We start from the raw sequence: 6,525 nt of genomic DNA, 5'->3' as shown, positions 1-6,525 counted from the left end.
GCACGGTGGTTATCGGCAACGGCCACGGGAAATATTTTGTAGGTACGGCACTGCCGTACGCCGCACGATGGTTGGGGCAACGGCCACGGGAAATATTTTGTAGGTACGGCACTGCCGTACGCCGCACGGTGGTTAACGGCAACGGCCACGGAAAATATTTTGTAGGTACGGCACTGCCGTACGCCGCACGGTGGTTGGGGCAACCGGTAACGACCACCAACGGATTGACGGCAGGCAATGCCATGCCCTACGGTTGGGGGAAACCGGCAACATTCCCACACGCCGCACGGTGGTTAACGGCAACGGCCACGGGAAATATTTTGTAGGTACGGCACTGCCGTACGCCGCACGATGGTTAACGGTTAACATATTAAACAGGAAATAAAACATGTCACGACACACAAATATTGAAAACAAACTAACGGCCACCTTTGCGCCGGATTTTTTGCAAGTTGAAGATGAAAGCTATATGCATGCCTCGGGCAAGGGCGCTGAGTCGCATTTTAAGGTGGTGGTGGTAAGCACCCACTTTGAAGGCCAACGATTGCTGGCGCGGCACCGAGCAATTAACGAAGCCTTGGCCGATGAATTTGCCCAGGGGCTGCATGCGTTAGCTATGCATACTTTTACCCCGGCAGAGTGGGAGAAGCGAGGCGCGCAAGAGCAGGCCTCGCCTAATTGTATGGGCGTGGGTAATTAGTTGGTTCTGACCCCACTAATTACTGACCCCACTAATTAACCGCTTTGATGGGGGTAATACGAAAATGACGAACCAAGCCTTGTAGGTTTTCAGCTAGGTTAGCAAGAGATTCGCTGGCGATGGTGGATTGACTAACACTGCCAGCGTTTTCTACCGCAACGTCGGCCACGGTTTGAATGTTTTCGGTTATTTCCTTGGTGGCTACGGTTTGCTCTTCTGTGGCGCTGGCAATTTGGTGCACCATGTCGTTAATGACAGTGGCGGCTTCAGCAATTTGCTCAAGCGAAACTCCGGCATGGTTTGCACGCTCGCGCGAGCCCTCTGCTTTTTGGCGGCTAACAGACATAGCTTGTACAGAGCGTTCGGTAGCGGTTTGTAATTTGCTGATGACACTTTGTATTTGCTGAATGCTTTGTTGAGTACGACTCGCTAATGTACGTACTTCGTCGGCTACAACAGAAAAGCCGCGACCACTTTCTCCCGCGCGTGCAGCTTCAATGGCGGCGTTAAGAGCGAGTAAATTGGTTTGTTCCGCTATTGTTTCGATTACGGTAAGTACTTGACCAATTTGATCGCTATCGGCTTTAAGGCCGTCAATAATAACACTGGTGCTTTGAATTTCCTGATCGAGTTCATATACGCTATTAATGGTGGCGGTTACGGCTTCACGGCCGGTTTGAGCTTCTTCATTGGTGCGTGTTGCAGCTGAGGCAGCTTCTTGGGCATTACGCGCAACTTCAGCTGAAGTTGTGCTCATTTCGTTGACTGCAGTGGCGGCTAAGCTTAATTGCTCGTTTTGTCGCTCGATACCTGCTTCGGTACTGTCACTAATGTGCGAGAGTTCGGTGGCGGAAGAAGCAACTTGTTCTGAATAGCTACTGATGTCGCCAATGATAGTGCGCAGCTGGGCTTGCATACGGGCAATGGCAGCCAGCAAACTGTTTTGTTCGGCGCCGTGCAGGTTTATTGTTTGAGTTAGGTCACCTTCGGCCACAGCGCTGACAATTTCTGTGGCGTAACTAGGCTCGCCGCCGAGTACTTTAAGTACGCTATTGGCTATCCATAAGCTGATGGCCGTGCTGATAGCTATCATTACGGCGACAATAAGGGTAACTAGCCAAAACATACTGGTTATTTCAGCTAAGGCCTCGTTTTCTTGCTGTTCAACAATAAGGCCCCAACCGAGAATGTCCATGTAATTGTAGCTACCAATAACCTTCATGCCGCGGGAGTTGGTGTAGAAGTCTACCCCGGTTTGGCTGCGACTAATCGCCTCGGCCGCATGAGTGTTAACTGGTGTGGTCATGTCGGACTGATAGCGCGAAGGGGTGATTAATTTGCGTGACCTGTCAATTAAAAACACATTGGGGTTGCTAGCGACTTTAAGATTTTGTAGTTGTTGAGTTAAATTTTCCAACTTTACCGCTGCGCGAAGCACACCGATAATGCGGCCATTGCTGCGAATAGGAATAGCCATATTAGTTATATGGTTACCGGTGGCTCTTGAAATAAGCGGTTGTGAAATAACGTCGTTGCCTTCAATAGCCTGTTTAAACCAGCTTTGATCGGCCACTTGGAAGCTATTTGCTTCGCTTGGCGGAATAAAGGTTGATGTACCGTTGGCATAGGACACGCCCATAATGCCCTTGCCGTTGGTGTCGAGCACATAAATAGTGTCGAAAAAACCGCGGCCTTCAGCCAAATTGGTGATGACACCTTGCATGGGTACTATGTCCATATTAACGGTAGCGGGGGCCCTAGCAGCCATGCGAACGACGTTTTGGCGCTCAAGTAACCAGTCGGTAAAGTTAGTGCTGGTGGTTTCGCCGGCGCTGGCGAGGCGATCGATGGTAGCGTCGATAACCGAATTGCGGTATTGCACATAAACTGTTGTTGCAACGATTAAGATAGACGCTACTACAAGAGAAACGAGCATAGCGATGAGCCTACCTTTAAAGCCTAATTTATCAATAATTCCTGACATTTATATACCTTGTAGTGTAATTGTTAAAGCAACTACCAAATTAAACAACATAAGCGGTCAAAAAAGCAACTGCCCACAGTTGATGTGTACCAATGGTGTAGTAGTACTCCGCCGTAGGTATGCTGGGGTTTTAGATGCCTCTTTAGGGGCTGCTCTTATTCGCTGAGATGTCGCGGTTTGCTCGCCACCGAGGCAGGGCATATCATCGGATGAGTTAAGTTGCTGCTGTTGGGGTAGAATAGCGGCATTAGTTACTGCTAAAACTGCTAAAAAGAGAAGGACATTATGGTTATTAAGCCACGTATTCGCGGATTTATTTGCACCAACGCCCACCCTGTTGGTTGTGCTGCTCATGTTCAAGAGCAAATTGACTTTGTTAAAGCCCAACCAAAAGTTGACGGCCCGAAGCGGGTGTTAATTATTGGTTGTTCCACCGGTTACGGGTTGTCGTCGCGTATTGTGTCGACCTTTAACGCGGGCGCTAAAACCGTTGGAGTGTGCTTTGAAAAAGAGCCGAGCGAGCGTAAAACCGGTACTGCCGGTTGGTATAACGTTGCCGCTTTTCATGAAAAAGCTCGTGCTGAAGGCCATTACGCAGAAACCCTAAATGGCGACGCGTTTTCAGATGAAATGAAAGAGCTAACCATTGCCAAGATTAAAGAAGAGCTAGGCCAAGTGGACCTAGTGGTATATAGCTTGGCGTCGCCAAAGCGCATGGACCCAGAAACCGGCACCTTGTATAGCTCGACCTTGAAGCCAGTGGGCCAAGCCTACACCACCAAAACCTACGATACCGATAAAGATTTAGTGCATGATATTTCGCTAGAGCCAGCTACCGAAGAAGAGATAGCCCATACGGTGAAGGTAATGGGCGGTGAAGACTGGGAGCGCTGGTTAAAGGCACTTTCGGCGGCCGGTGTGTTGGCGCAAAACTGCCAAACCACGGCTTACACCTATATAGGTAAAGAGCTGACTTGGCCTATTTATGGCCACGCCACCATTGGTAAAGCCAAGGAAGATTTAGACCGTGCTGCAGCTGCGTTGCGGGCAGACTACGACGAGCTCGGCCTAAAGGCCTATGTGTCGTCGCTGAAAGCGGTAGTAACCCAAGCCAGCTCGGCGATTCCGGTAATGCCGTTGTATATCTCGTTGATGTATAAGGTAATGAAGGAGCAGGGCACCCACGAAGGTTGTATTGAACAAATTTACCGTTTGTTCAGCGAAGCCTTGTATGTAGACGAGCCCGAGCTAGACGAAGCGCACCGCTTACGCATGGACGCCAAAGAAACCAACGACGCCACCCAGGCGGTTATTAAAGGCGTGTGGGACCAAGTAACCCAAGAGAACTTCCACGAGTTAGCCGACTATAAAGGCTACCACGCCGACTTCTTGCGCTTATTTGGTTTCGGCATAGAAGGCGTCGACTACGAAGCCGAGGTCAACCCGCTCGTTTCCTGGTAGCTTTAATTGTGGGGTCAGAACAAACTTTCTGACCCCATTTGCCGGTTTTATTGGCCTGTTACCAGTTCAATTCGCTTTTTAAAAGTATCGTGGCCGAAGGCCATATTAGCTTGTAGAGCATCACGAATTTGCTCAAGAACTTCGCCTTTAACATCGTTAACAAATAAGCGTCGGTAGGCGCGCAATCGGTCGTTTTGGTGCTCTGCTAGCTTTAAATAAACCGGATGCGGTGTGAGTATGGTTGAGTCGCGTCCGTAAGCGTTTGAAGCAAAGCTAGACCAGTGATATTTACTTGGGCAGGTGACGATGCCAGCTCGCACGGGGTTCATTTCAATATAGCGATAAACGGTTAGGAGGTATTCATCAGTGTCGACTAGGCTAGAGCGAAACCGGCCTTCCCAAAGAGTGCCCGTGCGGCCATAGCGCCTATTGAAATATAAAACGTAACGACGGCCAATGGCTTGCATCATTAAACTAACTCCATAGTCTGACTGCGGGGTGCATAGCAGGTGAACGTGGTTTGTCATGAATACCCAGGAATGGATATCTACTTTGTATTTTTCTTGGTATTCACGCAATAACTTTGCATAAAAGCTGTAATCATTTACCTCATGAAAGCATTGAGTTTTGTTATTGCCACGCTGAATCACATGCTGCGGAATACCTGGTAAATTCACCCGAATTCTTCGAGCCATATTCAATCTCCTTTTGAATAGAAACAAAGGGTAGACCGCGATGTACAAAGTTTCCTGATCTTTATGCCAAAACCCACAATTGTTGTTCTGACCCCATAATTGTGGGGTCAGAACCAAAGCTCGCAAACCCAGCAAAAGCAACAAAACTACCTAATAAGTTAGTTCTGACCCCAGCATTTTGGTAGGATGTTGCTTCTGACCCCACCAACTGGAAATGGTCCTTTATTTTAGTGTGGAAAGTGCTAGAATACCGACCCTGTAAAGTGCAGGGTTGTTTTTAATTCTGTCGCGAAACGAATTTTGAGCTTTTCAATCTTCCCTAAATTGAGTAGTGCAAACGCGTATGATTACGATAAAGAAAGGATTGGACATCCCGATTGCGGGTGCTCCACAGCAGATTATCGAAGATGGTGCTGCCATCTCGTCCGTTGCTGTACTTGGTGAAGAGTATGTGGGAATGCGCCCGACCATGCATGTGCATGTGGATGACCGTGTTAAAAAAGGTCAAATTCTTTTTGAAGACAAAAAGAATCCGGGTGTTAAATTCACTGCTCCTGCAGCCGGTATAGTGAAAGAAGTGAACCGAGGCGCGCGTCGTGTGCTGCAGTCGGTCGTTATCGAAATTGATGGCGACGAGCAGGTGACGTTCGACAAGTACGACGCGAATGAGCTGTTGAAGCTTGACCGCGAAAAAGTACAACACAACCTGGTTGAGTCGGGTTTGTGGACTGCTTTACGTACTCGCCCTTATTCACGCTCGCCTAAATTAGACAGCGAACCGAAAGCCATTTTCGTAAACGCGATGGATACCAATCCACTTGCGGGCGACCCAGTGTTAGCGATTAACGAACAGAAAGACGCTTTTGCAAACGGCCTGAAAGTTGTAAGCCGTTTAACCAAAGGTAAGCTTTATGTGGTTACTGCGCCGAACGCCGACGTTAGCTTTGGCGATGCGCCAGTGACACACGAAACCTTTCAAGGTATTCACCCGGCCGGCAACGTGGGTACCCATATTCACTTTTTAGAAGGTGTGAATATGACCTACCACGTGTGGCACCTGAACGCTCAAGACGTGATTGCGATTGGTAAATTATTCACCACGGGTGAGTTGTTTACGGATCGTGTTGTGGCGATTGGCGGCCCAAGTGCAATTAAGCCACGTTTAGTTCGTACCCGTTTGGGCGCGAATTTGAACGACCTTACCAAAGGTGAATTGGCTGAAGGCGAACAGCGCATTGTGTCGGGTTCGGTGTTAAATGGTCATACTGCGGCTGGCCCGCATGCCTATTTAGGCCGGTTTCACTTGCAAGTGTCGTTGCTGGAAGAAGGCGCCGAGAAAGAGTTCATGGGCTGGGGTAAACCTGGCGTAAACATGCATTCGGTGACCCGCGCTTATGCTGGGCATTTAAGCCCGAAAAAACTTTTCAGCATGAACGCTTCTACCAACGGTTCAGAACGGTCGATGGTGCCAATTGGCAACTACGAGCGGGTAATGCCGTTAGATATTTTGCCTACTATGATTTTACGCGACCTATGTTCGGACGACATTGAAAGTGCGCAAGCGCTGGGTTGTTTGGAGCTCGACGAAGAAGATTTAGCCCTGTGTACTTACGTATGCCCGGGTAAATACGACTACGGTGTGCTACTGCGTAAGGCTTTGACCACGATAGAGAAAGAGGGCTGAT

The 6,525-nt window shown here is 48.8% G+C and carries 6 protein-coding genes; 3 read left to right on the top strand and 3 right to left on the bottom strand.

Translation table 11 applies throughout. The annotated features are described in order from the left end of the window. Positions 1-244 (bottom strand): hypothetical protein (locus M1L23_RS02470; RefSeq protein WP_252625408.1); only part of this gene is annotated, 244 nt, incomplete at its 3' end. A 144-nt stretch (positions 245-388) separates the two neighbouring features. On the opposite strand from M1L23_RS02470, the gene M1L23_RS02465 reads away from it, so the two are divergent. Beyond that, positions 389-700: a BolA family protein gene (locus tag M1L23_RS02465; protein WP_252625407.1), complete on the top strand. Its 312-nt coding sequence runs from the start codon at positions 389-391 to the stop codon at positions 698-700. A 31-nt stretch (positions 701-731) separates the two neighbouring features. Here the strand turns inward: M1L23_RS02465 and M1L23_RS02460 are convergent, their stop codons facing one another. Next, the gene (locus M1L23_RS02460; protein ID WP_252625406.1) at positions 732-2,684 is read right to left on the bottom strand and encodes a methyl-accepting chemotaxis protein; all 1,953 of its coding nucleotides are present in this window, start codon (positions 2,682-2,684) and stop codon (positions 732-734) included. A 285-nt stretch (positions 2,685-2,969) separates the two neighbouring features. Between M1L23_RS02460 and fabV the strand changes: the two genes are divergently transcribed. Beyond that, positions 2,970-4,145 (top strand): enoyl-ACP reductase FabV, encoded by a 1,176-nt coding sequence (gene fabV, locus M1L23_RS02455; protein ID WP_252625405.1) that lies wholly within the window; start codon positions 2,970-2,972, stop codon positions 4,143-4,145. A gap of 47 nt (positions 4,146-4,192) precedes the next feature. Here fabV and M1L23_RS02450 read toward each other — a convergent pair whose 3' ends face one another. Beyond that, positions 4,193-4,840 carry a transposase gene (locus M1L23_RS02450; protein ID WP_252625404.1) on the bottom strand — a complete coding sequence of 216 codons (648 nt, stop codon included), beginning with the start codon at positions 4,838-4,840 and terminating at the stop codon, positions 4,193-4,195. 343 nt (positions 4,841-5,183) lie between these two features. Here M1L23_RS02450 and M1L23_RS02445 point away from each other — a divergent pair, with 343 nt between their 5' ends. Then, the gene (locus tag M1L23_RS02445; RefSeq protein ID WP_252625403.1) at positions 5,184-6,524 is read left to right on the top strand and encodes a Na(+)-translocating NADH-quinone reductase subunit A; all 1,341 of its coding nucleotides are present in this window, start codon (positions 5,184-5,186) and stop codon (positions 6,522-6,524) included. Position 6,525 lies beyond the last annotated feature (1 nt).

The organism is Aliidiomarina quisquiliarum, assembly GCF_023922585.1.
Lineage (GTDB): Bacteria > Pseudomonadota > Gammaproteobacteria > Enterobacterales > Alteromonadaceae > Aliidiomarina > Aliidiomarina quisquiliarum.
The sequence above is the reverse complement of the archived record's forward strand: the minus strand, read 5'-3'. Positions and strand labels throughout refer to the sequence as shown.